Raw genomic sequence first — 26,359 nt, forward strand, 5'->3', positions numbered from 1 at the left:
CCCCCCCGGGGGGGGGGGGGGGCCCGGGCGCGCCCCCCCCCCGCGGGGGGGGGGGGCCCCCCGGCGGGCCGGGCGGCCCCCCCCCCCCCCCCCCCGCGGCCCCCCCCCCCCCCCCCCCCCCCCCGGGCCCGCGCCCCCCCCCCCCCCCGGGGGGGGGCCCCCCCCCGGCCTCGGAGGTCACCGGCCGGGGCCGGTCCGGTCAGCCCGCGGCGGAGCGGAAGACCGGGTAGTAGCCGCCGGACTGGCCGGCCGCCGTCGGGTGGTACGAGACGCCGATGTTGAGGAAGTTCAGCGCGTGCATCCACTTCTCGCCGTAGCTGCACAGCTGGTGGCCGACGAAGGCCGACCGCACGTCGGCGAACTTGAACCCGGCCGACGTGGCGGCGGTGCGGATGATGTCGTCCACCAGGTTGATGCCCGCGTTGAGCTTCGTCCGGGAGGTCACGGTGAGGCCGACGCAGGGCGTGCCGAGCTGGTAGAAGACCGGGTAGCCGACGACCACGACCCGGGCCGAGGGCGCCTTGGCCTTGATCCCGTTGTAGACGTTCGCCAGCTTGCCGGGCAGCTCGGTGCGAGCCTTGGTCTCGGCGGTGGTCACGGCGGCCACGCAGGCGCTCTCGCCCTGGAGCACGCAGGTCTGCATGATGGTGGAGAAGCCGACGTCGTTGCCGCCGATGGTGACGCTGACCAGCGTGGTGCTCGACGACAGGGCCGAGATCTGCTTGTTGATCACGTCCGTGGTGATCGCCCCGGAACAGGCCACCGACTTGTACGAGGCGGGCTTGATATTGGTGTTGTACAGCGCCGAGTACGCGTTTGTGCTGCGCTTGCAGGCGCCACTCTCGGCGGTGTAGGCGTCGGCGCCGACGCCGGAGGCGTACGAGTCGCCGAGGGCGACGTAGTGGTCGCTGGCGGACGCCTGGGCGGGAACGGCCAGCGTGAGCGTGGCGCCGAGGGACGCCGCAACACTCACGGCGAGGGTAATGAAGCGGGATCTCCGCACGTAGCACTCCTGGGGGTGGGAAGTCGTGGTAAGAGATAGGTATCACTGAATACAGGTTCGATGGAAGATCACCGATTGCCTACAGGGGTGGATAGGGGTGGTTCGGTCCGCAACCGTCCAGAGTGGCGGACCAACCGGATCGGTCGGGAATGCGCCCCCGCCGGGCCGGACGACGAGTCCACCACCACCAACGAGCTGCTCCAGCGGCATCTGCCGAAGTCAGGGGTGGTCAAGGGCTTCAACAACGTCTATTCCGAGCACCTGCTCGCCCTGACCCGCCCGAGCGGCGCCGCCGACCCGACCATCCGAACGGAGCGGCACTCGGGCCGATCGGCGGCGATCCGGGGCCCCCGCCCGCCCGGCACGTACTCGAAGATCATCTCCAGATTTCACAGGCAACCCCCACAGGAGATCTCCGAGATGATCAACAAGTACGCCGGACGCTGTGGCACGTGCGGCGCGCAGGTGGAGGCCGGCGTCGGTCAGGCCGTCAACGTCGACGGTCGTTGGAACTCGTACCACCACGCGTGCGTCCCGATCCGTGTCGCGCCGCCGGTCGGCCGGCACGCCGGGTGGCACGACCTGCCGGTGGTGGGCTTCGACCTCGAAGGCACGCTGCCCGAGCCGACGGAGACCCGGATCATCTCCGCTGCCCTGGTCCACTCGGACGGGACGACGCAGGAGTGGCTCACCGACCCGGGTGTGTCGATCCCCGCCGACGCGACGGCCCGGCACGGCATCACCGACGAAATGGTCCGCAGCGGCGGCCAGCCCGCCCGGGAGGCGCTGGCGGACCTGGGCACGGCGGTCGCCAAGCTGATCGCCGACGGAATCCCGCTGGTGGCCTTCTGCGCCCCGTACGACGTCACGGCCCTGCACACGGAACTGGCCCGGCACGGCCTGCCCGCCATCGACTGGGACCGCGCCGTCATCATCGACCCGTCGGTGCTGCACAAAGAGGTCGAGCCCCGCTGGTACGGCAGCAAGCAGTTGGGCGATCTGTGCCGGTACTACGAGGTCACGCTGGAGACCGCCCACGAGGCGGCCAGCGACGCGCGGGCGGCGGCCGACCTGGCCCGGTCGATCGCGGCCCGGCACGGGCGCATCGCCCGGATGCGGCCGGACCTGCTGCACCAGGCACAGATCGGCTGGTACGCCGAGCAGTCCCGAGACCTCCAGAGCTACTTCGACAGGCAGGGCCGGGACGAGACGGTCAGCACGCAGTGGCCCCTGGAGACGAAGCCGCGCGACTGACGGCGGACCGGCTGCGGGCAGCCGTCAACGGGTGAAGGTCTCGGGCAGGCGGCTGCGCTCGGCGGGAACCCCCGCCGCGCGCAGCCGGGTCGTCGCCACCGTCAACCAGCCGGGCGAGGCTCCCGAACAGCAGTGGCCCGTCCCGCCCCTGCGGGCCACCGCCCGTCGGTGGCGGGCCGCCACGTCGGCGTACCAGAATGGTCACCGCCCACGACGCGGCCTGGCCTGCGGCCGGGGGCACGGCCTCGTCGGCGAACGCCCGGCCCGCTGCCTCGACCACCGCCGCCGGCAGGTGACGCACCCGCCACATCGAGGCACCGGCTGCCGATCGCGGAGACGATCCGAGTTGCATGCCGATGTCCGTGGAGCTGGCCGGGGGCGCTGGATGCACTTGCCGCTGCCGAAGTTCTGGATCGTGTAGAAGGTGGCCGCGCTGGCCGGTTGGGGCCTGATGCGACGCTGGCACGGGCTACGGCGCGGTCAACGAACCGGCGTCCAGGTGGTTCGGCGAAGCCGGGCCGAGCGGTCGCGGAAACCGGCGGAGCTTCACGCGGACCCGGTCCGCGTCGGAGTGACCGAGCGCGTCGAGGATGTCCAGGGCACTTTGCCAGGACCGACGGGCGGCGTCCAGGTCGCCTTCCGCCTGGCGGCTGTCCCCGGCATGGCTGAGCGTGTCGGCCTCGTAGTAGCGGTCACCGACGTCGCGGAACAACTCGACCGCCCGCCGGTAACAGGCGGTGGCCTCCCGGTACTCGCCCAGGTGGTGGTGGGTGTAGCCGAGGCTGTCCCAGGTGTTGGCCTCGCCGAAGCGGTCGCCGACCTCGCGGAGCAGGCGCAACGCCCGCTGGCAGTAGCGCAGGGCCGGTCCGTGGTCGCGCAGTTGGGCGTACTGCCAGCCGACCGTGTTGAGGGCCCTGGCCTGCATCGGACGGTCGCCGACCGATTCGAACAGTTCAAGCGCGCGCAGCGCGTGGACGAGTCCCCTCCGGTGCTGTCCCTGCCGGGAGTACAACCAGGCGATGCTGCGGTCGGCGTGCGCCTGACCGGCCGGGTCGTCGAGCTGGCCCGACAGTCTGGCCGCCCACCGGAAGTGGGCATGGGCGTCGGCGAACCGGCCCAACTGGGCCCGGGCGCGGCCGAGGCCGCAGTGGACCCTCGCGGCGGCTCGGAGGTCCGCCAACCGTTGGGCGGCAGCCAGCGCGGTCTCGTGGGTCACCACCCAGTCGTGCCAGTGTCCCTTGCGGTCCAGGAAGTCGGACAGGGTCCAGGCCAGCCGCCAGGCGTGCCCGTGCATGTCGTCCTCGGCCGCCCGGGCCACGGCGTTGAGCAGCACCGGATGCTCGGCGTCGAACCAGGCCATCGCCTGCTCGGCGTCCGCCGGCGACACCGTCGTGACGCCGGGCAGGGCGGGTTCCAGGTCGATCAGCTCACGGAACGGCTGCAACAGCCGGGCACCGGCGTACGCGACGTGCAGGTAGTGGTCGAGCAGCCGGCGCACCGCCGCGCGCCGGTCGGCCTCGCTGTCGAGGTCGTGGGTCAGCTCGGTGGCATAGGTCCGCAACAGGTCGTGGAAGAGGTACCGCCCCGGCGCGTGCTCGATGAGCAGGTGGGTCCGGGCCAGCGCGGCCAGCAGGATCCGCGCCTGGCGCGGCGCGATGCCGGCGAGGCTGGCGGCGGCGGGCCCGGCGATGTCCGGGCCGGGATGCAGACCTAGCAGCCGGAACAACCGGCCGGCGTCCTGGCCCAGTGCGCGGTAGGACCAGGAGAAGACCACTCGTACGTTGGTGGTCGGGTCCCCGCCGTCGAAGGCGTCGAGGGCGTCCGCCGCGTCCCGCAGTTCCTCGGCGAGCACGGCCAGCGGAAAGCCGGGGCGCGTCGCGGCCCGGGAGGTGGTGATGGCCAGCGCGAGGGGCAGCCGGGCGCAACTCGTGATGATCCGGCGCACCGCGTCCGGTTCCTCGGCCACCCGGTCGGCGCCCAGCCGGCGGGCCAGCAGGTCCTGGGCCTCCTCGGTCGGCAACACGTCCAGAGCGATCGGGTGGGCGCCCTCGATGGCGACCAGCGGGGTGAGCTGGTTGCGGCTGGTCACCACGGCGAGACAGCCGGCCGAGCCGGGCAGCAGCGGGCGGACCTGCTCCGCGTCGCGGGCATTGTCCAGCAGCACGAGGACCCGCTTGCCGGTCAGCAGGCTGCGGTAGAGGGCAGCCTGCGCCGGCAGGTCCGCCGGGATGCGCTCCGCCGGAACTCCGAGCGCGGCCAGGAACCCCCGCGCCGCCTCGGTGGGGTCCAGCACCGAGCCGCCGGCGTCGAATCCGCGTAGGTTCGCGTACAGCTGACCGTCCGGGAAACGGTCCGCGACCTGGTGGGCCCAGTGCAGGGCCAGCGCCGTCTTGCCCACCCCCGCGGTTCCCGACACGGCCGAGATGACCACCGCCGTCGGACCGTTCTCGCCCGTCCCGGCGAGCAGTTCGTCGAGCCGGCGGAGTTCCGCGGTACGGCCGGCGAAGGCACGCACCGCGGGCGGTAGGTGTGCGGGGATCGACGGGCGCCTCACACCGGCGGCCACCTCGATCGGCTGCGGGGCCGGGTCGAGGGCGGGGTCCTGGCTCAGGATGGCGCCTTCCAACTCACGCAGGGCGGGGCTCGGCTCGATCCCCAGCTCCTCGTGGAGCGTGCGACGCAGCCGCCGGTACGTCGCCAGCGCGTCGGACTGCCGGCCGGTGCGGTAGAGCGCCAGCATGAGCTGTCGGTAGATGTGCTCGTCGAGCGGGTGTTCCTGGCTGAGCTGGTCCAGCTCCGGAACGAGCTGCGCGTGCTCGCCGAGGGCCAACCGGGCATCCGCGAGGGCCCGCACCGCCACCAGCCGGACGTGTTCCAGGCGCTCGGCCTGCTCGTCCAGCCAGGCGGGGCCGGCGACGTCCACCAGCGCCCGACCGCGCCACAGACCGAGCGCGGTCCGCAGGCACGAGCGGCCGTACGCCTGATCGGTGGTGCGCGTACCGTCGCGGATGAGGCGCTCGGCGGTCTCGACATCGGTGGCCTCACCCGGCACGTCCAGCTCGTAGCCGGGCGGTCTCGACACGATCACGTTCCGTACGCCGATCGTCCGGCGCAGGTAGGACACGTGGCTCTGCAAGGTGTTCTGCGCGGTCGTGGGCGCCTGGTCGCCCCAGATCACATCGACGAGACGGCCGGTGCTGACGATCTCGCCCGAGTGCAGGGCAAGCACGGCGAGCACGGCCTTACGCCGCAGGCCGGAAACCGTTCGCGGCGTGTCGTCCACCATCACGTCGACCGGTCCGAGAAGCCTGACCTGCATTGACCCGCCCCCGCTTCGAGCAAAGACCTGCCCAGGCTAACGGCGGGGCAGCCGGCTCCGGGCGGCTCAGTCGGACACCGGACCGTGGCGGGGCGGACGGTCGTCGCCGGCGCGGTGCCCTGCGCTCACACCGGGCGGCGGCCGGCGAAGCCGCACTCGACGCGGTGGTACCAGCGCACGTCGGAGTCGCCCTCCAGCCAGCACCACAGCACCGGGCGGCCGGCCCGCTCGCCGGGGAAGTCCAGCAGCACCGGGGCGATGCCCTTGACCTGGATGTCGTGCTCGTGCAGCTCGTCCACGATCCCGTGCAGCCGGGCCTCCAGGCCCTTGACCTCGGCCAGACCGCCGAGCGGGCTCAGCCCACCGCCGGCGAGGTCGGCCCGCAGCTCGGCCAGGTCGGCCCGGAGCCGGATCAGCTCGTCGACGCGTGGGTGCAGGGTGGCCGCCAGGTACCGCGCCTGGGCGAGTGTGAACACCGCGACAGTATGGGCCATTCCTGTGGACGACGTGTCCCGCCGGCCCGTCCGGGAGGCGGCGCCCGGCGCTGCGGCGGGACGGTGACCGGCGCCGGGCCGGGCCGCTACTCGGACTGGGCGGCCAGTTCCCGGGCGCGGTCCCGGGCGGCCTCCAGCGCGGCGAGCATCGCCGCGCGGACGCCGTGGTTCTCCAGCTCCCGGATGGCGGAGATCGTGGTGCCGGCGGGCGAGGTGACCGCCTCGCGCAGCTTCACCGGGTGCTCGCCGGAGTCGCGCAGCATCACCGCCGAGCCGATCGCGGTCTGCACGATCAGCTCGTGGGCGACCTGTCGGGGCAGGCCGAGCAGGATGCCGGCGTCGATCATCGCCTCGACCAGCAGGTAAAAGTACGCCGGCCCGGAACCGGACAGGGCGGTCACGGCGTCCTGCTGGGACTCGGGAACCCGGACGGTCGCGCCCAGCGGCTTGAACATCTCCTCGGCCAGGGCCAGGTGCTCGCCGGTGGCGTGCGCGCCGGCCGAGATCGCGCTCATCGCCTCGTCGACCAGGGCGGGAGTGTTGGTCATGACCCGGACGACCGGGGTGCCCTCGGGCAGCCGCCGGCTGAAGAAGGTGGTGGGCAGGCCGGCGCAGAGCGAGATGACCAGCTTGTCGGCCGGCACCTTCGGCCCGATCTCGTCGAGCAGGGCGGAGGCGTCCTGCGGCTTCACGGAGACGGCCAGCACCGCCGCCTCGTCCACCGCCGTCAGGTTGTCGACCACCCGGACGCCGTAGCGGGCGGCCAGCTCCTCGGCCCGGCTCGGCCGCCGGGCGGTGGCGAGCAGCCGTTCCACCGGCCACCCGGACCGCAGCAGACCGGAGAGCATCAGCTCGCCGATCTTGCCGGCCCCGATCACCGCCACGGTGTGTTTCCCCGCTGCCATGGCCGTACCCCCTCAGTCGCCCGCCTCGCGTCGCTCCAGGGTGTCGCCGCCCGACGCGGAGGCCGCGGCCCGCGCGTCGGCCGCCGCGGACGCCCTGGACCGGCCGCGGCGGAAGCCCGGCGGCGCGTGCGGCGATCCCGCCAGGGGATGCCGCACGCGCCGCGTGGGCGTCAGCTGCCGAAGAAGACCTCGGCCTCTTCGTACCGCTCCAGCGGCACGGTCTTCAGCTCGCGGGTGGCGTCGGCCAGCGGCACCCGGACGATGTCCGTGCTCTGCATCGCGACCATCTTGCCCCAGTCGCCCTCGTGCACCGCGTCGATGGCCTGGAGGCCGAGGCGGGTGGCGAGCACCCGGTCGAACGCGGTCGGGGTGCCACCGCGCTGGATGTGGCCCAGCACGACGGTCCGCGCCTCCTTGCCGGTCTTGGCCTCCAGCTGCTCGGCGAGCCACTGGCCGATGCCGCCGAGGCGGACGTGGCCGAACGAGTCCAGCTCCTGGTTGTGCAGCACCATCTGGCCGTCCAGCGGCTGGGCGCCCTCGGCGACCACGACGATCGGGGCGTACTGGTGCTGGAAGCGCTTCTCGACGTACCCGGCGACCTGCTCGACGTCGAACTGCCGCTCGGGCAGCAGGATGACGTTGGCGCCGCCGGCCAGGCCGGCGTGCAGGGCGATCCAGCCGGCGTGCCGGCCCATCACCTCGACGACCAGGGTGCGGTGGTGGCTCTCGGCCGTGGTGTGCAGCCGGTCGATCGCCTCCATGGCGATGTTGACGGCGGTGTCGAAGCCGAAGGTGTAGTCGGTGGCGCCGAGGTCGTTGTCGATCGTCTTCGGCACGCCGACCACGTTGACGCCCAGCTCGTACAGCTTGGTGGCGACACCGAGGGTGTCCTCGCCGCCGATCGCGATCAGCGCGTCCACGCCCTGCGCGGCAAGGTTGTCCTTGATCCGCTCGACCCCGTTCTCGATCTTGAACGGGTTGGTGCGGGACGAGCCGAGGATGGTGCCGCCGCGCGGCAGGATGCCCCGCACCTCGGCGATGCCCAGGGGCTTGGACAGGCCCTCAAGCGGACCCTTCCAGCCGTCCTGGAAGCCCACGAACTCGTGACCGTAGTTGGCGACGCCCTTGCGGACCACCGCCCGGATTACCGCGTTGAGACCCGGGCAGTCGCCGCCGCCAGTGAGCACGCCAATACGCATGATCTGCTCATCCTCCTGGATCATCAGGTAAAGCCCGATTTGCCCCAGGATATGTGTCAGATCAGACCATCGGCGCCATTGCCGGCCCGGGGCGGGCCGTCAGTGCGAACTGTAGCCGTCGTAGCTGCGCGTCGACCGCGCGCCCCGGGCAGGCCCGCCCACCGCTCAGAAGATCACCTGCCGGTTCTCCCCCGCCCTCGGCTGCTTCCCGGCGGCCGCCGACCTGGCGAAGCCGAGCAGGTTGACCATGGTGCCGCTCGGCGAGCCCCAGTACTCCGCGGAGCTGGCGTGCACCTTGATCAGCGTCAGCCCGGGGGTGTCCAGGCCGTCCGGGAACCAGGTCTCCAGCAACGGGTTCCACAACTGCTCGGCGCGGGCCCGGTCGTACCCCTCCTGCGCGGTGCCGGACAGCGACACCCAGGCGTTGTTCCGCTGGTCGGAGAAGCCCACGTTGACCTCCGGGTTCACCCGGAGCTGGCGGACCTTCGCCGAGTCGGCGTGGGCGAAGAACCACAGGTCGCCGTCGAACTTCGCCGCCTGGAGCCCCATCGGCCGGCTGACCAGCCGCCCGTCCAGGCCGATGGTGGTCAGCATGCAGATCCGCGCCTCGCGGACCAGCTCGGTGATCCGGTGCCGGGCGTCGGCGGTACTTGTCGGCTCACTGCTCATGGCGGTACCCCCTCGATCGACCGGATGTCGACGCGGTGCCCAGGACGGACCCGACCAAACCTGAAGGAGCCGACGAGGTCAGCGGGCGGTCATCGCGCGCCAGCGGGCCAGGTTGTGCCGGGCGTCGACCAGCGCGTCGTGCCGGGCGGCGTCGGCGTTCGGCAGCGGCGGGCGCCCCCGGTCGTCCCAGAGTTGCCGCAGGTCCTTGGTGAACCGGGGGATCTCCCGGGGCAGCGCCGGCATCGCACCCCAGAGCTGGGCCAGCACCACGTGGTCGTACGCGGCGTACCAGGCCCACAGCTCCAGTTGCTCGCCCGGCCGGTCCCGGACCGGCTCGACCAGGAACTCGTAGAGGTCGTCGCGGATCCGCTCCCGTGACCGCCAGGCCCGGTCGGCCGGCGAGGGGAGCTTGTCCAGCACGTTGCGGCGCACCCAGGGCACGGCCCGAGAGTCATCGAACTCGGTGGAGACGGCGTAGAACTCGCGCCCGTTCTCGTCGACGACGCCGATCGACACCAGGTCGACGGTGCGCCCGTCCTCGATGAACTCGCAGTCGTAGAAGTAGCGGTAGACCATCGTGCCCATCCTGGCCCACCCGCGTCACCCGCCGTCGGCCGGGGCCCGCCCCGCCGCCCTCCGTCGCAGCTCGGGAGTGTCACGGAAGTGTTTCCAGGGGTGTACAGCAAGCGACTGGACCGTCATGATCTGATGTGTACCGCTACCGGACGCCGAACCGGTTCAGAACCTCGTACCGGGGGCTGTCAGGTTCACCCGGCTGCGAGTTGTGGTCCTTGACCGGGGAGGGGTTGGGCCGTGGAGATGCGCCTGCCGGAGCCGGGTGACGCCCTCACCGGCGTCGACATGTTCGCCGGCCTCGAGCCGGAGGTGCGCCAGCGGGTGATCGCGGCGGCGGTGCCGCGGACGTATCGCAAGGGCCAACTGCTCTTCGTCGAGAACGACCCGGGCGAGTCGCTGATCGTGCTGCGCCGGGGCGCGGTGGCAGTGTTCCGCACCGCGCCGACCGGCGAACGGGCCGTGCTGTCGGTGATCCGGCCCCCGGACGTGCTCGGCGAGGTCTCCCTGCTCGACGCGTCCACCCGCTCGGCGTCGGCCGAGGCGATCGAGGACTCCTCGGCGCTCGCGCTGTCCCGCCCCGCCTTCATGGAGCTGGTGCACTCCAACCCGCGCATCCTCGACGTGGTGATGCGCTCGCTCGGCGGACTCATCCGTCGACTGACCGAGCAGAACGCCGACCACGTCTTCCTGGACCTGCCCGGTCGGGTCGCCAAGACGCTGGTCCGGCTGGCCGGCGAGAGCCAGGCCCCGATGATCACGATCGAGCTCAACCAGAGTCAGCTCGCGGAGATGGCCGGCGGCTCCCGGCAGAGCGTCAACCAGGCGATCGGCTCGTTCGCCAGCCGCGGCTGGCTGCGTACCGAGGGCCGGCGGATCGTGGTCACCGACGTGGGGGCGCTGCGCCGCCGGGCCGGCATGAACGACCGCTGAGCCACCCCGGCCCGGCGGTCCTCTGACAGCGAGAAGGGCCGGCGGGCCTAGGCCCGCCGGCCCTTTCACCGGTTATTCAGGTATCCCGCTATTCAGTTGCCCGGCTCGTCCTCAGGCGGTGCACCCGGGCCGGGACCGATCTTTGTCGGATCGGTCGGCTTGGGCGTCGGCGGGGGCGTCGACGTGGTGTTCGTGGTGTTCTCAGGACCAGTACCCTGGCCGTCCGGTGCTTCTACCATGCCTTGCTCCTCCAGTGACGCGAGAGTGACGGCGTCGACCTCGACCGTGTCGCCCGGGGCCCACACGGTCCCGCGCGAATCCATCCACGGGGCGGACAGTCGTACGTGCACGGCACTCTCCTGACGGGGTATCTCCTGAGTGGAAGGTTAGTCTGGCCCGATCAGCCGCACAGTCCGTCCACATATCGGGTAGCCGACTCAGTGGCGGGGGCGTGATACTGGGGTCACCTCGCGCTACGGAGCCCACCATCGACCTCAAGTGTGGACACTGCTCACGCGGAGCCGGTCCCGACGACCGCTTCTGCGGCGGGTGCGGGCAGGCATTGAGCCGGAGCTGCGCCCGCTGTGGGCACGCCAACAGCGCCGAGGCCAACTTCTGCACGAGCTGCGGCCAGCCGCTGCACGACCGGCCGGTGGCAGTGCAGGAGGACCGCCGCCAGGTCAGCGTCCTGTTCATCGACATCGTCGACTTCACGACGTACGCCGAGCGGGCCGACCCGGAACAGGCCCGCAGCCTCCAGCAGCGCTACTTCGCCACCGTGCGCCAGCTGGTGCACCAGTACGGCGGGGTGGTCGAGAAGTACATCGGCGACGCGGTGATGGCGCTGTTCGGGGCGCCGGTGGCCACCGACAACGACGCACTGCGCTGCGTACGCGCGGGGCTGGAGCTGCAACGGAACCTGGCCCGCCAGCCCGCCGGCCCGCACCCGCCGCTCGGGTTCCGGGTCGGCATCGCCACCGGCGAGGCGCTGGTCGACCTTTCCGCGGCCCGCGACGGCGGGCAGGGCTTCGTCACCGGGGACGTGGTGAACACGGCCTCCCGGTTGCAGTCCCTCGCCCCCTCCGGCGGAGTGGTGGTGGACGAGAGCACCTGGACGGCCACCCGGCACGACATGGAGTACGCCGTCCAGCCCTCGGTGACGCTGCGTGGCCGCTCGGCGATCAGCCGGATCTGGCTGGCCGTCCGCGCGCTGCCCCAGCGGGACCTGAGCACCGCCGAGCTGACCCCGATGGTCAACCGGGAACACGAGCGCGGCCTGCTGGTCAACGCCCTGCACCGGACGATCAACGAGCGCACCTCGCAGCTGGTCACCGTCTTCGGCCCGGCAGGGGTGGGCAAGAGCCGGCTGCTGCGCGAGCTGGCCCGGCACGCCGCCAGCCTGCCCGGGCCACCGGTCACCTGGCTGGTCGGGCAGTGCCCGCCGTTCGGCGAGAACGTCACGTACGCCGCCCTCGCCGACATCGTCAAGGGGTGGGTCGGCGTGTCGGACGTCGACGAACCGACGGCCCTCGACGACCTGCTGCGGCGCCGCCTGGGCGGGCTGGCCGACCGGCACGGCGTCCGGCTGGCCGGTCAGCTCGGCCCGCTGATCGGCCTGCCCGGCGAGCGGCTCACCCCGGGCGAGACCGAGGCGTCCTGGCGGCGGTTCCTGCTCACCCTGGCCGCCGCCGGCCCGACGGTGCTGGTCTTCGAGGACATGCACTGGGCCGACCAGGCCATGCTCGCCTTCGTCGAGCAGCTCGGCGCGGCGGCACGCGGCGTGCCGCTGCTGGTGTTGGCCACCGCCCGGCCGGAGCTGCGGGAGCGCCACCCGGCCTGGACCGGGACGATCAGCGGGGCGATGTCGATCTCGGTGCCGCCGATGCACGACGCGGACATCGACACCCTCTACTCGCTGCTGCTCGGGCAGGCCGCGCTGCCGCCCGAGTCCCGGGGGCCACTGATCGAGTTCGCCGACGGCAACCCGCTCTACGCCCAGGAGTACGCCCGGATGCTGCTCGACGGCGGGCTGCTCGACGCGACCCGGCCGGACGTCCGGCTCGACCCGGCCGGCTCCCCGGGGATGCCGCGCACCGTGCAGGCGGTCATCGCCAACCGGCTCGACCTGCTCGACCCGTCCGACCGGGCCGTGCTCCAGACCGCCGCGGTGGTCGGCGTGCAGTTCTGGCCGGGGCCGGTGGCCACCGCACTGAGCCGGCCGGTGGAGTGGGTCGAGCGGGCGCTGGACCGACTGCAACGCCGCGACCTGGTGTACGAACAGCCCACCTCGGCGATGCCCGGCCAACCCGAGTACCGCTTCCGGCACATCCTGGTCCGGGACGTCTGCTACCAGCGGCTTCCCCGCGCCGAGCGGGTGCTGCGCCACCAGCGCACCGCCGACTGGCTGGAGCAGGTCACCGACGGCCGGCAGCACGACCTCGTCGAGGTGCTGGCCAACCACCGCTGGACGGCGCACGAGATCGCCCGCACCGTCGGGCTGGACACCGCCCCGTACGCCCCGGCGGCGCGGGCCGCCCTGCACCGCGCGGCCCGGCGGGCGAACGAGCTGCACGCGCTGGACACCGCCGCGACCCTGGTGGGGCGGGCGCTGGCCCTGGCCGGCGAGCCCGACCCGACACTGGAGCTGTTCGACGCCGAGCTGGCGTTCTACCGCGACGGCGACGCGTTCCTGGTGGCCGGGGGGGCGGGCAAACTGACCGGGCTGGCCGACCGGCTGGCCGAGGCCGACGAGTGGACGGGGGCTGCCCGGGCCTGGACGCTGCTCGCCACGGCGGCGTGGAGCCGCGCCGACCGGTCGGAGACGCTGCGCTGCCTGGACCGGGCGCTGGGCATCTACGTCGACCTGCCGGACACCGAGGAGAAGGCGGGCGCCCTGCTGGAACTGGCCCGGGTGCACATGCTCAACGCGGAGACCGACCCGGCCTGCGCGGCGGCCCGGACCGCCGCCGGGCTCGCCGAGCGCCTGCAACTGCGGGAGGTGAGCGCGAACGCCCGGATCACCCTCGCCGTGGCCCGCTACCTGTCCGGCGTCGGCGAGGCGTACGCCGAGCTGGCCGAGATCACCGAACACTGCCGGGTGGAGCGGCTGACCAGCCGCCGCCGGGCGGTGCACAACCTGGCCTGGGTGTTGCAGGAGGAGGGCGACCTGGCCGGGTCGGCCCGGCTGGTGGACGAGCAACGCTCGCTGGACCTCGGCGGTGAGCACAGCCTGGCGACGAGCTTCGAGGACCAGTGGGCCCGGTCGTACTACGCCGGGGACTGGGGTTCGGCGGCGGCGCTGGTGGCCGAGTCGACCCGGCGGCCCACCGCCGAGTGGGACCTGCACATCGTCGCGGTCTCCGGCTGGCTCCGGGCGTTACGCGACCAACCGGAGCAGGCCGCCGCCGGGGCCGGCGGGGGCGAGGAGAGCGGCGAGGGTGGCGAGGGCGACCAGGTGGAGCGGGCGGTGCTGGCCGCCCGACGCTCGGGCTTCCACCGGGTGCTCCGCTCGACCCTGGCCCACGCCGCGCTCTGCCGGGCGGTGCAGGGACGCGACGCCGAGGCGCTGCGGCTGCTCACCGAGCTGGACGACGACTGGCGGCGGACCCGGATGATCCCGTTCGCCGAGTGGGTTCCCGCGATCGGGCACGTCGCGGTGGTGCTCGGCGGGGACGCCGCCCGACGGGTCCGGGAACTGCTGGCCCGCTCGCCGCGGACGACCCCGTGGGCCCGGGCCGCCGGCCAGGAGGCAGAGGCCGCGCTCGCCCGGGCGGCCGGGGACGCCCCCGCCGCCGCCGGGCTGTTCCGGTCGGCGGCCGAACAGTACCGCCGGATGGGCGACGTCACCGACCACGCGCTCGCCCTCGCGCTCGCGCTGCCCACCCTCGGCGAGGTGGACCCGGCGGGCGCGGCCGAGGTGCTGGCCCAGGTGCGGGAGTTCGCCGCCCGCAACCACGCGCCGGGCCTCCTCCGCCTCGCCGGTGCTGGTACTGGTGCGTCGTCAGCCGGCCCTTGAGCCCCTTACCGGTGAAGTACTCCGCTTTGGCGACGAATGTGACTTTTCACTAGACGACCAGCGGCCTGAAGATCGAATCAAGAAGGACAGGTGGTTGGCTCGCGAGGATGACCCGCCCGCCGTCGGGCACGTGGCGCAGGCCCTCGACCCGAGGACGGATGATCAGCCTCAGCACGGGGCCCTCGGGAAGGACACCGGTGCTGTACTGGCTGATGAAGTACCCCATCCTGAGTTGGCCGCGACGCCACCGCGGCCGGCGGGCCGGGCCCCGGGACGCGCCCGGGTGGGTCCACGGGGGTGCCCTCGGCGGGCGGGACTGTCGGCCCTGAGCCGACGAAGCAGGAGCGGCGCGCCACAACGCACTCCCGGAACGGGGCCCCGACGTGTCACGATTCAGGGCACGGCGTGCGGGGCGCCGGGGCGACCGCACCGCGAGGTGCGCCGAGGGAGGATGTCCGGTGTCAGCGGGTGGGGCCCGCCGAGGGCGGCGGGACAACGGGCTCGACGCGAGCGAGTACGCCGTCGCGGGCGACGTGGATCCGCGCGTCGGCGAGCACCTGCTCGACGTGCTGGCCGCCGGCGGCATCGCGGCGTACCTTCAGCCGTCGGCCGACCTGAATCCCGTCACCCGCACCACCACCGTTCCGTCCCGGCCGGTCGACCGGCTCTACGTCGACCGGTCGCACCTGACCACGGCGCGTGACTACCTCACCCAGCTCGCCGACGAGACCCCCGCCGAGCCGGCCCGGAACGAGCCGGACGTGGACGCCGAGTGGGCCCGCATCGTGGCCGGCTTCCACACCGCCCCGGCCGCCGGGGCGCACCCCTGGCCCGCGGCGGAGGACGTCGACGACGAGCCGGGTGAGCCGGCGGCGGGCGGAGCCGGCCGCGTCGGGGCGGACGAGGGCCGGGTCGGGGCGGACGAGGGCGGGACCGCCACCGACGTGCGCCGGCTGCCCTGGGCCGCCGACATCTCGGGCGTCTCCGTGGGCCAGGGCCGGCAGGACGAGCCGTCGCTGCTGGACGGGCTGGACACCTTCGGCGCCGACCTGCCCGACGGCGCGGAGGAGCGCTACACCCCGCCGCCGCCCCCACCCCTGCCCCGGATCTCCAAGTACGCGGTGGCCGGCGTGCTCGCCATCATCGTCGGCTTCGTGCTCTTCCTGGAGCCGTCGCTGCTGCCGGTGGATTCGTCGGTGGTCACCCTGTTCGGGTTCACCGGGATACTGGCCGGCTTCGTGACCCTGGTCTGGCGGCTGCGCCCCGGTGACTCCGACGACGACCCGGACAACGGCGCCCGGGTCTGACGCGGCAGGGGCACGCTCCATCGCGTACCGTTCCCGGACACGGACGCCAGGTGCCCGGATTGCGGGACGCCAGCCGCCCACCGCGAGAGACGTAACAGTGGTGTAACTTACTGTCAGTAGGAATACCGCTGAACGTCACTTCCCCCACTGACTGCCCGGTTGTTCCTCGCTCGCGGTGGTCGGTCTCTGCTGATCGGAATGCCCGAGATGCGACAGAGTTCACTCGTGGTGGTGGCAAACCGCCTCCCCATCGACGACAGTGTGGCGCCCGACGGCGCCTGCGAGTGGCGAAGCAGCCCCGGCGGGCTGGTGAGCGCCCTACATCCCCTCCTCCGGCACACCCCGGCCACCTGGGTCGGTTGGGCGGGCGGCACCGGGCCGGCGCCGGCCCTGCCCGACGTCGACCGCGTCCGGATGCACACCGTGCCGCTGAGCTCCGAGGATCTTCGCGACCACTACGAGGGCTTCGCCAACTCCACCCTGTGGCCGCTCTACCACGACGCGGTCGAGCAGCCCGAGTACCACCGCCGCTGGTGGGAGGCGTATCAGCGGGTCAACCAGCGGTTCGCCGAGGCGACGGCCGAGGTGGCCGAGCGGGGCGCGGTGGTCTGGGTGCAGGACTACCACCTGCAACTGGTCCCCGGCCTGCTCCGCGAGCTGCGCCCCGACTTGCGGATCGGCTTCTTCCTGCACGTGCCGTTCCCGCCGCCGGAGCTGTTCATGCAGCTCCCCCGCCGGGCCGAACTGCTGCGCGGCATGCTCGGCGCCGACCTGATCGGCTTCCAACGCGCCCAGGCCGCGCACAACTTCGCCCAACTGGTGGCCAAGGTGCTGGAACTGCCCGCCACCGACCGGCGGATCGGCCTCGGCGACCGGGTGGTCCGGATCGGGGCGTTCCCCGTCTCGATCGACACCGCCGAGATGGCCGCCCTGGCGGGCCGCCCGGACGTGGCCGCCCGGGCCCGGCGGCTGCGCCAGGACCTCGGCGACCCCGACCACGTCATCCTCAGCGTCGATCGGATGGACTACACCAAGGGCATCGAGCAGCGCCTCAAGGCGTACAGCGAGCTGCTGGCCAGCGGGCACGTCAAGGTGCGCGACACGGTGCTGGTGCAGGTGGCGGTGCCCAGCCGGGAGCGGGTGACGCAGTACCAGATCCTCCGCGACCGGGTCGAGCGCGAGGTGGGACGGATCAACGGCGAGTTCGGCCGGGTCGGCGAGCCCGCCATCCACTACCTCACCCAGCCGTTCGACCGGGCCGAGCTGGCCGCGCTCTACCGGATCGCCGACGTGATGGCGGTGACCCCGCTGCGGGACGGGATGAACCTCGTCGCGAAGGAGTACGTGGCGGCGCGGGTGGACGACACCGGTGCGCTGCTGCTCAGCGAGTTCGCCGGCGCGGCGGCCGAGCTGCCGCAGGCGTACCTGGTCAACCCGCACGACCTGGAGGGGCTCAAGCAGGAGCTGCTGACCGCGCTCCAGGCCGACCCGGCCGACGTGACCGCCCGGATGCGCGCGATGCGCGAGCACCTGCACCGCAACGACATCCACGCCTGGGCGCGCTCCTACCTCAGCGCCCTCGACGACGAGGGTTCGCTGCTGAACCACTTCAGCACGACCGGCTGACCGGCCGGCCGCGTCGGCGCAGTCCGCCACCCGGGCCGCGCCGGCGCGGGTCAGGCCGGGGCGTGCTCCTTCTCCAGCCAGTCCAGGATCGCGTCGATCGGCTCCCGCCAGCGGGCGTCCAGCATCACGTCGTGCCCCATCCCGGGGAAGAGCAGCGGCGCACCGCCGTGCCGCCGGGCGGCCCGGGTCAGCGCGGCCGGCGGGACCACCCGGTCGTCGGGGCTGCCCAGCACCAGCACCGGCGGGTGACCCACGGCCGGCTCCGGGTCGCGATGGGTCAGCAGCTGCCACTGCGCGCGCCGGCCGGCCCGACCGAGCCGGGAGACGTACCGGCGGGCCTCGGCGTCGGGCAACTCGCGGCTGAACAGCTGCCGACGGCTCAGCCGCAGCCCGCCGCCGACCAGGGCGGGCAGGGTGCCGCCGGGGTTGCGGCGCAGCGCGGCGCCCAGCGTCCCCCACTCGCCGAGCACCGGGGCGACGAGCACCGCCGCCCGGGCCGGGTAGCGGGCCAGGGCGTGCCGGACCACCAGTGCCCCAGCGCCGTGCCCCACCAGCACCGCCTGGCGCGGCAGGCCCGCCGCCACCTGCGTCACGTCGTGGGTGTACGCCCGCAGCGTCGCCTCCGGCGCCGGCTCGCTGCCGCCGTGCCCGCGCAGGCTCAGCGCGTACGCCGGGAAGCCGCGCCCGGCGGCGTGCTCCAGCCAGTGCTCGGCGAACGCCCACGCGCCGTGCCCGAAGCCGGGCACGAACAGCAGCGGAGGGCGGCCCTGCTCCAGCTCGGGAAGCGCGCTGAGCACCTCGCGGCGGGCCGGGCGGACCGGGCGGGCCCACTCCCGGCCGCGCATGATCCGCACCCGCTCCCCGCCGCCGCTCACTTCTCCTCCAGGTCGTACATCGCGCGCTGCACGGCGCGCAGGTAGTCGGCGTGGCCGACCTCGAACCAGTGCCGGCTACTGTCCTTGACCTTGCCGGAGTAGCGCTCGCCGACCCCGGCCGCAGCCCGCTTCGCGAACACGGCGGCCCGGTCGGGCCGGGTGAGGCGCAGCGTGAGCAGCCGGGCGAAGAGCACGGTCTGCCAGTGCGACAGGGTGAAGATCCCCGAGTCGGACTGGACCAGGCCGGCGACGGCGAGGGTCGGATGGCCGGGGGCGAAGGCGTTGAGCCACAGCCGGGGCCGGCCCGACCCGTCGGCGTCGCCGAGGATCCTCGGGTCGAGGAACTCGAAGCGGGGAAGATAGCCGGTGGCGAAGACGACCAGCTCCGGCTCGATCCGGCGGCCGTCGGTCAGCTCCACCGCCTTGGCGTGGAACCGGGCCACGTCCGGCACCGGGGCGATCTCGCCGTGCCCGACGTAGTAGACGAGCTGGCTGTTGGCGATCGGGTGGGTCTCGTAGACCCGGTGGTCGGGCTTCGGCAGGCCGAACCGGGTCAGGTCGCCGACGGTGAGCCGCAGCGTCCAGTGGTAGAGCCACTGCCGGATCCGCAGCGGCACCCGCAGCGCCAGCAGACGGTCGTTGACCTGGTCGGCGGGGCGACCGAGAACGTACTTCGGGGCGTACCAGTAGCCGCGGCGGGTGGAGTGCCAGCAGTGGGACGCCTGCTGGGCCGCCTCGACCGCGATGTCGCATCCGGTGTTGCCGGCCCCGACGACCAGCACCCGCTTGCCGCGCAACTGGGCCGGGTCCTTGTAGGACGAGGCGTGCATGATCTCGCCCCGGAACTCCTCCAGCCCCTCGTAGCGGGGCAGCTTCGGCGACCAGTTGTGGCCGTTGGCGACGACCACGGCGGCGTACCGGGAGGTGCGCTCCGGGCCGTACCCGCCGGTGCTGCGGGTGGTGACGTCCCATCGGTCGCCGTCGACGGGCTCGACCCGGACCACCTCGGTGCCGAACCAGACGTGCTGGCGCAGGTCGAAGTGGTCGGCGTAGCGCTCGAAGTAGGACAGCAACTGGCTGTGGTGCGGGTAGTCCGGCCAGTCGTCCGGCATCGGGAAGTCGGGGAACTGGGTGAACGGCGGCGACGAGATCAGGTGGGTGCTGGCGTACACGGGGCTGCGGTCGTGCCGCCAGTTCCACGCGCCGCCGACGCCGGTCTCCCGTTCGTAGCAGTCGACGCCGAAGCCGTGTTCGCGCAGGTTCTTCACCGCGGTCAGGCCGCTGGCCCCGGCCCCGATGACGCAGACCGTGTCGCCCCGGTCGGAAACCGGGCGGCCCTCCCGGCTCGGGGCGGGCGGCGCCGCTTCCGGCTCGGGACGGCCGGGGTCGGTGGAGGGGGACACCGGATTCTCCTTTGGTGCGGCACGAGTGCCGGTCGCTGCGAAATCCTTCCGGTAACCCAACCGGTTTGTCCAGCCCCTGTGGAGGGTCGGACGCCCCGGGACGGTCAGCCGGTGGCCGGCAGCAGCAAGTCGACCAGGACGGGGAAGTGGTCGCTGGCGCGGCGGGTCTGCGGGGTGTCCACCACGTCGTAGTCGACCACGGTGATCCGGGGGTCGACGAAGACCGCGTCGATCCGCCGGCGCGGGTCGGCGCACGAGTAGGTGTGCCGGTCGGCCCGGTCGGCCGCGACCGCCGCGTCGGTCAGCCCCTCCCCCACCGTCGCCCAGGCCGGGCCGTCGGGGCCCTCGTTGAGGTCGGCGCCGGCCACCACGGGCAGGTCGGCGGCTGCCAACTCCCGCTTGAACGCCGCCGCCTGGGCGGGCCGCTCGGCCGGGTCGGTGGACAGGTGCGAGCCGGCCAGCAGGAACCGCGCCCCGCCCACCCGGCACTCGGCGTACGCGGCGCCGCGCAGGTGCCGGCCCGGGGTCAACGGGTAGCGCTGGCAGCGGGTGTCGAGCACCCGCACCCGCAGGCTGGTCAACAGCAGGTTGCCCAGCGACGGCAGCCCGCCGGCGGCGACCACCAGCCCGAACGACCCGGCCAGCGTGGCCGACTTCTGCCGCCACCGGAACCGCCGGGGGGCCTCCTGCACGATCACCACGTCCGGCGCGGCCTCGCGGACCACCGCGGCCAGCGCGGCGGTGTCGTCGCGCTGGCTGTGGATGTTGTACGACACGACGCGCAGCGGCACGCCCGCGTTCTCGCTCATCCCGGCCCGCCTCAGACCCGACGGGCCAGGTCGGCGGCGCCGATCACGCCGGCGGTGTTGCCCAGCTCGGCGGGGCGCACCTCGGCGACCGGGAGCCGGCTGCGCTGGGCCAGCGCGTCGGTGAAGGACCGCCGGGTCGGGCCGAGCAACAGGTCGCCGGCCTCGACGACGCCACCGCCGACGACCAGCACCTGCGGGTCGAGGATCTGCGCCATGTCGGCGAGGCTGGTGCCGAGCCAGCGTCCGACCTGGGCGAACGCCTCGGCGGACACGGGGTCGCCGCCCTGGGCGGCGGCGGTCACCATCGGGCCGGTGACGGCCTCGGCCTCGCCGCCGGCCAGTTCCAGCAGTGCGGTGGCCCGGTGCGGCTCCTGGCGGGCGGCGGCGCGGGCGAACCGGACCAGGGCGCTGCCGCTGGCGTACTGCTCGATGCAGCCGAGCCGGCCGCAGCCGCACTGGTGGCCGTCGGGGACGGTGAGCATGTGGCCCAACTCGGCGGCGATGCCGTTGGCCCCGCGCACCAGTTCACCGCCGAGCACGATGCCGCCGCCGACGCCGGTGCCGATGGTGAACATGACCATCGAGTCGTCGGCGTGCCGGGCCGCGCCGTAGCGGAACTCGGCCCAGGCCGCGACGTTGCCGTCGTTCTCCACGATCACCGGCAGGCCGGTCGCGACGCTGACGTACTCACGCAGCGGCTCGTCGCGCCAGGCCAGGTTCGGGGCGAAGAGGACATTTGATCGGCTGACGTCGATCCACCCGGCCGCGCCGATGCCGACGGCGTAGATCTGCCGGCCGGCGGCGAGTTCGGTGACCACATCGATGATGACGTCGCGGGTCTTGGCCACGTTGTCGGCGGGGGTGTCCCGTCGGGCCTGCACGAGAACCTTGCCGGTGTCGTCCACGACACCGCCGGCCACCTTCGTGCCACCGACGTCGACTCCGATGGTCAGCGTCACCGCTGCCACTCCCCTCTGCTGTGCTGTCCGGCACCGTCACGGCGAACCGCCGTGGGGTGGGTCGGGATGTGCGGTGGTCAGGCCTCGTCGCCTGGTGCGTCCTCGCCCGCGCCGCCGGGCGTCCGCGAGACGGGCACCCCGGGTCGGCCGGCCATCGGCCGGGGGTCCCCCGGCTCGTCCGACCCGGCGTCGTCGGCGGGTGGCACGTCGGCAGCCGGAACGCCCCGACCCTCCCCCCGGGTCGCGGCGGACCACACGTCCTGCTCCGGCGCCGGCTGAGAATCATGCCCGGTACGGGTGGCCTCGCGCCACACATGATCGCCCGACTCCTGGCGCGCCCCGGCCCGGGGCGGGGGCGGCGCTGCGTCGCCCGGCTCCTGCGGGCCGGGCGCGGGGGCGTTGGCCGAGGCGAACGCGCGCAGCAGGCTGGCCACGCCGGCGGCCAGATCACCCGCTCCGGTGGCGAGCCGCTCGGCGAATTCCGGACTCGGGTCGCGTAACGCCGCGATACCGCGGCATACCGGGCAGATGCAGCACTCTGCCGCACCAGTGGCGAACCCGCCCGGGCCGGCCTCGGCAGGCCCGCCGGCCGGCCGGCCGCCGGCACTGTGACCGAGGACACTCGACAGGATCCCACCGACCGGACCCCACTGGCCCGCCCCGGAACCGGCGCCCGCGCGAGCCCCGGCCAGCCGGGCCGCCGCGAGCGCCGTGGCGATCAGTCGCTCCGCCTCTTCCCGGGCCGAACCCGGCTCGGTACCCCCCATGGTCGGCTCCTCTACCGTGCCGGGCGTGCCGCAGCAGGTCGCGTCACCGCACCGCACCGGATTCTTCTACCCGGAGCTTGAGCTGCTTCAACGCCGTATCCATGATCATTTTTTCGGCCTTGCGCCGAAACATGCCCAGCATGCCCACGGAGAGCTCCACCTCCAGGGTGTAGGTCACCGTGGTCGTCCCGTCCGGGTTGCCGACCAGGTCGTACGACCCGCGCTGGGAGCGCTGCATCTTCGAGGGCGCCACCAGGTGCCACTCGATGCGGGTCAGGTCCTCGGAGTACTCGTAGGCGAGCACGTACTCGTCGGCCATCACCCCGGCGTCGATGGTGAACCGGACCTGGCTGGCGTAGCCGTCCTCGTACTCCTCGACGACCTCGGCCCGGCGCATCGCCTCGGTCCACTCGGGGTAGCGCGTGAAGTCGCAGATCACCGCCGCGACCCGATCCGGTGACGCGCCGATGACGATCGACTGGGTGGAGGAGTCCGCCATGTGGGGGAGGCTACCCGGCGGCGGGCGGGAACGCCCCGGTCCACCCCCGCCACGCGGCGGTCCCCGCCGACGGACCCGGCCGGCGAGCGCCACGCTCGGGTGCCGATCTGCGGGCAACCTCCTACCCCGGTCACCTGGGCGGGCGGGTAGGTTTCGACAGAGCCGACCCGTCCGGGCCCCCGCCCGCCCGGCCAGTGCGAGCACGAGGGAGTGCAGGTGCGCGAGTTCTCCGTTCCGCCGATCGTCACCGTCGGCGACTCGGCCAACCTGACCCAGCCGGTCTGGGACAACGCCGAGGCGGCCCCGGAGGCGGTGCAGTTCGTCCGCCCCGCCCCGTCGGCCGGCGAGGCGGGAGCGGGCCGGGAGGACGTGACGTGCCGGCAGTTCCGCGACGAGGTGGTCGCGGTGGCCCGCGGGCTGGTCGCGGCCGGCGTGTCCCCCGGCGACCGGGTCGCCCTGATGAGCCGCACCCGGTACGAGTGGACCCTGTTCGACTACGCGATCTGGGCGACCGGCGCGGTCACCGTGCCGATCTACGAGACCTCCAGCGCCGAGCAGGCCGCCTGGATCCTGGAGGACTCCGGCGCGGTCGCGGTCGTGGTCGAGAGCACCGCGAACGCCACCCTGGTCGCCGGCGTCCGGGACCGGCTCCCCGAGCTGGCGCAGGTCTGGCAGATCGAGCTGGGCGCGGTCGGCGAACTGGTCGCCGCCGGCGCCCCGGTCGACCCGTCGGAGATCGACCGGCGGCGCACGGCGGTCCGGGCCGACGACGTGGCGACCATCATCTACACCAGCGGCACCACCGGCCGCCCCAAGGGCTGCGTGCTGACCCACCGCAACATGTACGCCGACATCGCCAACGCGGTGCCCGTACTGCCGAACCTGTTCCTGCGGCCGGGCGCGTCGACCCTGCTGTTCCTCCCGCTCGCGCACGCCTTCGCCCGGCTCATCCAGATCGGCATGGTGCAGGCGCGGGCCACCATGGCGCACTGCCCCGACACGACGGACCTCATCGGGGCGCTCCAGGAGTTCAAGCCGACCTTCGTGCTCTCTGTCCCCCGGGTCTTCGAGAAGGTCTACAACGGGGCCCGGCAGAAGGCCGAGGCCGACGGCAAGGGGAAGATCTTCGACCGGGCCGAGCAGGTCGCGGTCGCGTACAGCGAGGCCCTGGACAAGCCGGGCGGGCCGGGCCTGGCGCTGCGTGCGCAGCACGCGGTCTTCGACAAGCTGGTCTACCGCAAGTTGCGCGCCGCCCTGGGCGGCCGGTGCCGGGACGCGATCTCCGGCGGCGCACCGCTCGGCGCCCGGCTCGGTCACTTCTTCCGGGGCATCGGAGTGACCATCTGCGAGGGGTACGGGCTCACCGAGACCTCCCCGGCCGCCGCCGCGAACCTGCCCGACGCCACCCGGATCGGCACCGTCGGGCGCCCGCTGCCCGGCGTGACCGTCCGGATCGAGGACGACGGCGAGATCCTCATCTCCGGCGACCTGATCTTCCGGGGGTACTGGCGCAACGAGGCGGCCACCGCCGAGGCGCTCAGCGCGGACGGCTGGTTCCGCACCGGCGACCTGGGGGCGCTCGACGACGACGGCTTCCTCAGCATCACCGGCCGGAAAAAGGAGATCATCGTGACCGCCGGCGGCAAGAACGTCGCCCCGGCGGTGCTGGAGGACCAGGTCCGGGCGCACCCGCTGATCAGCCAGTGTGTCGTGGTCGGTGACCGCCAGCCGTTCATCTCCGCGCTGGTCACCATCGACGAGGAGGCGCTGCCGAAGTGGCTGGCCGCCCACGGCCGCCCGGAAACCACCCCGGTCGCCGACCTGCGCGAGGACGAGGCGCTGCGCGCCGAGGTCCAGGGCGCGGTCGACCAGACCAACCAGTCGGTCTCCAAGGCCGAGGCGATCAAGGTGTTCCGCATCCTGCCGCACGACTTCACCGAGGCCACCGGCGAACTCACCCCGTCGCTGAAGGTCAAACGGCAGACCGTGCACAAGACGTACGCGGCGGAAATCGCCGACATCTACCGGCGCTGACTACGATCCGTCACGTGCCAGCCTCCTCGACACCCGTCCGGCCGCCCACGCAGCCACTCGCCACCGCCGCGCGCCTGGTCATGCTCGCGCTGGTGGCCGTCCTCACCTTCTTCGCGACCCGCGACGTCGGGCAGCTCTGGTGGATCGCCCTGCTGGGCGCCGCCGGCCTGCCCGCCGTCCTGGCCACCCAGCACCGGCTGCTCGGCCCGCTCAGCCGCTTCGCCGAGGTCGTGGTGCTGGGGCTGGCCGCCAGCCAGGTCGCCGCCGTCACCACGCTCGACGGCGCCACCGGCGGGCTGGGCGCCTCGGCCGTGCTGGCGTACCTCGCCGTTCCGGTGACCGTGACCGCGCTGCGCCGCCGGTTCCGCGAGGGCGCGGCGCTGCTCGCCGTCTGCGCCGCCACCCTGCTGGTCAGCGCCGCGCTCACCGAGGTCGACGGCGGTCGCCAGCTCGGCCAGCCGGGATACCTCGCGGTCTGCGCCCAGTGGCTGATCCTGGCCGGGCTCGGGCTCTACACGGCCGGCACCCTGCACCGGGTGATGCGGGTCCGCAGCGAGGGCAAGCCCCAGCCGTACGCCGAGGCCACCCGGCTGCTGACCCAGCTCCGCACGGTCGCCCGGCAGCTTCCCGGTGCCACCCTCGACCCGGGCGGCATCTCCGAGCACCTGCTGGAGGAGTTGCGCACCGTGGCCCGGGCCGAACGGGCGGCGGTCCTCTCGGCCAGCGGCGGCGGGCGCCTGGTGGTGCTCGCCCAGGTGGGCGTGGACCGGGTCGACTGGGAGACCACGCTCGACGCGGACTCGGCGATCGCCGACGCCTGGGCCAGCCAGCAGCCGCAGACCGCGAGCCGCTCGCAGGCCCGCTCGCACGCCGGCGGCGACGTGTCGGCGCTGATCGTGCCCCTGGTCGCCGGCGTCCGCACGATCGGCATGCTGGTGATGGAGGCGGACGCCGCGCAGGCGTACCCGCCGCCGGTGGTGTCCCGGGTGACGGCGCTGACCCGCCCGGCCGCGCTGCGGCTGGAGGCCGCCCTGCTCTTCGACGAGGTGCGCTCGCTGGCCACCAACGAGGAGCGGCAGCGGCTGGCGCGGGAGATCCACGACGGGGTGGCCCAGGAACTGGTCATGGTCGGGTACGGCATCGACAACGCCCTGGCCACCGTCTTCGAGGACGCCGACGAGACCGCCGAGTCGCTGCGCCAGCTGCGCCATGAGGTGACCCGGGTGATCACCGAGCTGCGGCTGAGCCTGTTCGAGCTGCGCAGCGAGGTGGACCGGCAGGGTGGCCTGGCCGCCGCGATCGCCGAGTACGCTCGCACCGTCGGCGCGTCCGGTGGGCTGCGGGTACACCTGTCGCTGGACGAGTCGACCGCCCGGCTGCCCGCCGCGACCGAGGCGGAGCTCCTGCGCATCGCCCAGGAGGCGGTCACCAACGCCCGCAAGCACGCCGGGGCGTCGAACCTGTGGGTCACCTGCGAGGTGGACCCGCCGTACGCGCAGATCGAAGTGTCGGATGACGGTCACGGCATCGGTGAACAACGCCCGGACGGGCACTACGGCCTTGCGATCATGGCCGAGAGGGCGGAACGTATCCGGGGCCGGTTGGAGATCAGGCCGCGGCAACCCAGCGGCACGACGGTGGCGGTGGTTCTCGGCTCCTCGCCCCGGCGCGATAGGGTGCGCGGCAACGCCGCAGCAGCAGAAGGGGAGTAACCCG

20 protein-coding genes are annotated in these 26,359 nt (G+C 73.4%); 7 read left to right on the forward strand and 13 right to left on the reverse strand.

Annotation, left to right across the window (positions count from 1 at the left end):
• Positions 1-199: 199 nt before the first annotated feature.
• Complete coding sequence (locus ACFYZF_RS21960) at positions 200-973, reverse strand: SGNH/GDSL hydrolase family protein (RefSeq protein WP_387023552.1); 774 nt, start codon at positions 971-973, stop codon at positions 200-202.
• Between the two features lie 117 nt (positions 974-1,090).
• Here ACFYZF_RS21960 and ACFYZF_RS21965 point away from each other — a divergent pair, with 117 nt between their 5' ends.
• Positions 1,091-2,257 (forward strand): exonuclease domain-containing protein, encoded by a 1,167-nt coding sequence (locus tag ACFYZF_RS21965; RefSeq protein ID WP_387023554.1) that lies wholly within the window; start codon positions 1,091-1,093, stop codon positions 2,255-2,257.
• Positions 2,258-2,726: 469 nt separating this feature from the next.
• Here the strand turns inward: ACFYZF_RS21965 and ACFYZF_RS21970 are convergent, their stop codons facing one another.
• The 6 genes from ACFYZF_RS21970 to ACFYZF_RS21995 all read right to left on the reverse strand — a co-directional run bounded on the left by ACFYZF_RS21970 (position 2,727) and on the right by ACFYZF_RS21995 (position 9,419).
• Complete coding sequence (locus tag ACFYZF_RS21970) at positions 2,727-5,576, reverse strand: BTAD domain-containing putative transcriptional regulator (protein ID WP_387023556.1); 2,850 nt, start codon at positions 5,574-5,576, stop codon at positions 2,727-2,729.
• Positions 5,577-5,701: 125 nt separating this feature from the next.
• Complete coding sequence (locus ACFYZF_RS21975; protein WP_387023558.1) at positions 5,702-6,052, reverse strand: DUF2203 domain-containing protein; 351 nt, start codon at positions 6,050-6,052, stop codon at positions 5,702-5,704.
• A gap of 104 nt (positions 6,053-6,156) precedes the next feature.
• A complete protein-coding gene (gene proC, locus ACFYZF_RS21980) occupies positions 6,157-6,975 on the reverse strand; it encodes a pyrroline-5-carboxylate reductase (protein WP_387023559.1) in 819 nt (272 codons plus the stop codon).
• A 170-nt stretch (positions 6,976-7,145) separates the two neighbouring features.
• Complete coding sequence (locus tag ACFYZF_RS21985; protein WP_387023706.1) at positions 7,146-8,174, reverse strand: 6-phosphofructokinase; 1,029 nt, start codon at positions 8,172-8,174, stop codon at positions 7,146-7,148.
• 165 nt (positions 8,175-8,339) lie between these two features.
• On the reverse strand, positions 8,340-8,843 hold the full coding sequence (locus tag ACFYZF_RS21990; RefSeq protein WP_387023561.1) for a pyridoxamine 5'-phosphate oxidase family protein: 504 nt from the start codon (positions 8,841-8,843) through the stop codon (positions 8,340-8,342).
• A 78-nt stretch (positions 8,844-8,921) separates the two neighbouring features.
• Positions 8,922-9,419, reverse strand: coding sequence for a polyadenylate-specific 3'-exoribonuclease AS (locus ACFYZF_RS21995; RefSeq protein WP_387023708.1), 498 nt, complete (start codon positions 9,417-9,419; stop codon positions 8,922-8,924).
• 237 nt (positions 9,420-9,656) lie between these two features.
• Between ACFYZF_RS21995 and ACFYZF_RS22000 the strand changes: the two genes are divergently transcribed.
• The 4 genes from ACFYZF_RS22000 (at position 9,657) to ACFYZF_RS22015 (ending at position 17,297) form a co-directional block, all read left to right on the forward strand.
• Complete coding sequence (locus ACFYZF_RS22000) at positions 9,657-10,349, forward strand: Crp/Fnr family transcriptional regulator (protein WP_387023563.1); 693 nt, start codon at positions 9,657-9,659, stop codon at positions 10,347-10,349.
• 451 nt (positions 10,350-10,800) lie between these two features.
• Positions 10,801-14,364, forward strand: coding sequence for an ATP-binding protein (locus tag ACFYZF_RS22005; RefSeq protein ID WP_387023565.1), 3,564 nt, complete (start codon positions 10,801-10,803; stop codon positions 14,362-14,364).
• Positions 14,365-14,822: 458 nt separating this feature from the next.
• Positions 14,823-15,671, forward strand: coding sequence for a DUF308 domain-containing protein (locus tag ACFYZF_RS22010; protein WP_387023567.1), 849 nt, complete (start codon positions 14,823-14,825; stop codon positions 15,669-15,671).
• Between the two features lie 207 nt (positions 15,672-15,878).
• A complete protein-coding gene (locus tag ACFYZF_RS22015) occupies positions 15,879-17,297 on the forward strand; it encodes a trehalose-6-phosphate synthase (RefSeq protein ID WP_387023569.1) in 1,419 nt (472 codons plus the stop codon).
• A gap of 50 nt (positions 17,298-17,347) precedes the next feature.
• On the opposite strand, the gene ACFYZF_RS22020 is transcribed toward ACFYZF_RS22015, so the two are convergent.
• The 6 genes from ACFYZF_RS22020 to ACFYZF_RS22045 all read right to left on the reverse strand — a co-directional run bounded on the left by ACFYZF_RS22020 (position 17,348) and on the right by ACFYZF_RS22045 (position 22,609).
• Entirely contained in the window at positions 17,348-18,142 is a 795-nt protein-coding gene (locus ACFYZF_RS22020) for an alpha/beta hydrolase (protein WP_387023710.1), read from the reverse strand.
• 26 nt (positions 18,143-18,168) lie between these two features.
• Positions 18,169-19,575 (reverse strand): flavin-containing monooxygenase, encoded by a 1,407-nt coding sequence (locus tag ACFYZF_RS22025; protein WP_387023571.1) that lies wholly within the window; start codon positions 19,573-19,575, stop codon positions 18,169-18,171.
• A gap of 104 nt (positions 19,576-19,679) precedes the next feature.
• The gene (locus ACFYZF_RS22030) at positions 19,680-20,384 is read right to left on the reverse strand and encodes an endonuclease/exonuclease/phosphatase family protein (protein ID WP_387023573.1); all 705 of its coding nucleotides are present in this window, start codon (positions 20,382-20,384) and stop codon (positions 19,680-19,682) included.
• 11 nt (positions 20,385-20,395) lie between these two features.
• Positions 20,396-21,343: an ROK family glucokinase gene (locus ACFYZF_RS22035; protein ID WP_387023575.1), complete on the reverse strand. Its 948-nt coding sequence runs from the start codon at positions 21,341-21,343 to the stop codon at positions 20,396-20,398.
• 77 nt (positions 21,344-21,420) lie between these two features.
• On the reverse strand, positions 21,421-22,110 hold the full coding sequence (locus tag ACFYZF_RS22040; protein WP_387023577.1) for a hypothetical protein: 690 nt from the start codon (positions 22,108-22,110) through the stop codon (positions 21,421-21,423).
• Positions 22,111-22,153: 43 nt separating this feature from the next.
• On the reverse strand, positions 22,154-22,609 hold the full coding sequence (locus ACFYZF_RS22045) for an SRPBCC family protein (RefSeq protein ID WP_387023579.1): 456 nt from the start codon (positions 22,607-22,609) through the stop codon (positions 22,154-22,156).
• A 216-nt stretch (positions 22,610-22,825) separates the two neighbouring features.
• On the opposite strand from ACFYZF_RS22045, the gene ACFYZF_RS22050 reads away from it, so the two are divergent.
• Both ACFYZF_RS22050 and ACFYZF_RS22055 read left to right on the forward strand, forming a co-directional pair.
• Positions 22,826-24,643: an AMP-dependent synthetase/ligase gene (locus ACFYZF_RS22050; protein WP_387023581.1), complete on the forward strand. Its 1,818-nt coding sequence runs from the start codon at positions 22,826-22,828 to the stop codon at positions 24,641-24,643.
• 74 nt (positions 24,644-24,717) lie between these two features.
• Positions 24,718-26,355, forward strand: coding sequence for a GAF domain-containing sensor histidine kinase (locus ACFYZF_RS22055; protein ID WP_387023712.1), 1,638 nt, complete (start codon positions 24,718-24,720; stop codon positions 26,353-26,355).
• Positions 26,356-26,359: the final 4 nt, after the last annotated feature.

The organism is Micromonospora sp. NPDC001898 (assembly GCF_042891255.1).
GTDB lineage: Bacteria > Actinomycetota > Actinomycetes > Mycobacteriales > Micromonosporaceae > Micromonospora.

Bases quoted from the DNA above. Each gene is read 5' to 3' on its own strand.
- ACFYZF_RS22040 (WP_387023577.1), bottom strand. From the start codon at position 22,110: ATGGGGGGTACCGAGCCGGGTTCGGCCCGGGAAGAGGCGGAGCGACTG.
- ACFYZF_RS22020 (WP_387023710.1), bottom strand. From the start codon at position 18,142: ATGCGCGGCCGGGAGTGGGCCCGCCCGGTCCGCCCGGCCCGCCGCGAG.
- ACFYZF_RS21985 (WP_387023706.1), bottom strand. From the start codon at position 8,174: ATGCGTATTGGCGTGCTCACTGGCGGCGGCGACTGCCCGGGTCTCAAC.
- ACFYZF_RS22030 (WP_387023573.1), bottom strand. From the start codon at position 20,384: ATGAGCGAGAACGCGGGCGTGCCGCTGCGCGTCGTGTCGTACAACATC.
- ACFYZF_RS21995 (WP_387023708.1), bottom strand. From the start codon at position 9,419: ATGGTCTACCGCTACTTCTACGACTGCGAGTTCATCGAGGACGGGCGC.
- ACFYZF_RS21990 (WP_387023561.1), bottom strand. From the start codon at position 8,843: ATGAGCAGTGAGCCGACAAGTACCGCCGACGCCCGGCACCGGATCACC.
- ACFYZF_RS22015 (WP_387023569.1), top strand. From the start codon at position 15,879: ATGCGACAGAGTTCACTCGTGGTGGTGGCAAACCGCCTCCCCATCGAC.
- ACFYZF_RS21970 (WP_387023556.1), bottom strand. From the start codon at position 5,576: ATGCAGGTCAGGCTTCTCGGACCGGTCGACGTGATGGTGGACGACACG.
- ACFYZF_RS22045 (WP_387023579.1), bottom strand. From the start codon at position 22,609: ATGGCGGACTCCTCCACCCAGTCGATCGTCATCGGCGCGTCACCGGAT.
- proC (WP_387023559.1), bottom strand. From the start codon at position 6,975: ATGGCAGCGGGGAAACACACCGTGGCGGTGATCGGGGCCGGCAAGATC.